Consider the following 804-nt stretch of genomic DNA (forward strand, 5'->3'; position numbering starts at 1 on the left):
TGCGACTGGTGTAACTGGAGATACTGGGCCTACCGGTGATACTGGTCCAACCGGTGCGACTGGTGATACCGGACCTACCGGTGCGACTGGAGTAACTGGTGATACCGGACCTACCGGTGCGACTGGAGTAACTGGTGATACTGGCCCTAAGGGTGCCACTGGTGTAACTGGTGATACCGGACCTACCGGTGCGACTGGTGTAACTGGTGATACTGGCCCTACGGGTGCCACCGGAGTTACTGGAGCTACTGGAGATACCGGGCCTACCGGTGATACTGGTCCAACCGGTGCTACTGGTGATACCGGAATACTGGTGTAACTGGAGATACCGGGCCTACTGGTGCGACTGGAGTTACTGGTGATACTGGTCCAACCGGTGCCACCGGAGTTACTGGAGATACCGGGCCTACTGGTGCCACCGGAGTTACTGGAGCTACTGGAGATACCGGGCCTACTGGTGCCACCGGAGTTACTGGAACTACTGGAGATACCGGGCCTACTGGTGCCACTGGTGATACTGGTGTAACTGGTGATACCGGACCTACCGGTGCGACTGGTGATACTGGAGATACCGGGCCTACTGGTGCGACTGGTGTAACTGGTGATACTGGCCCTACCGGAGCCACTGGTGTAACTGGAGATACTGGGCCTACTGGTGATACCGGACCTACCGGTGCGACTGGAGTAACTGGAGATACTGGCCCTACGGGTGCCACTGGTGCCACCGGAGTTACTGGAGCTACTGGAGATACCGGGCCTACTGGAGCCACTGGTGTAACTGGTGATACCGGACCTACTGGTCCA

At 58.0% G+C, this 804-nt stretch carries 1 protein-coding gene and 1 pseudogene; one reads left to right on the forward strand and one right to left on the reverse strand.

Annotation, left to right across the window (positions count from 1 at the left end; genetic code table 11):
• A pseudogene (locus ACNO7B_RS18995) lies at positions 1-319 on the forward strand (collagen-like protein); the annotation flags it as partial.
• Here ACNO7B_RS18995 and ACNO7B_RS19000 read toward each other — a convergent pair.
• Positions 291-804, reverse strand: a 514-nt coding sequence (locus ACNO7B_RS19000) for a hypothetical protein (protein WP_417901869.1), incomplete at its 5' end; no start/stop codon positions are given. The pseudogene ACNO7B_RS18995 and the gene ACNO7B_RS19000 overlap by 29 nt on opposite strands.

Origin of the sequence: Bacillus sp. AK25, assembly GCF_048270685.1 — a bacterium.
In the GTDB taxonomy this organism is placed as follows: domain Bacteria; phylum Bacillota; class Bacilli; order Bacillales; family Bacillaceae; genus Bacillus; species Bacillus altitudinis.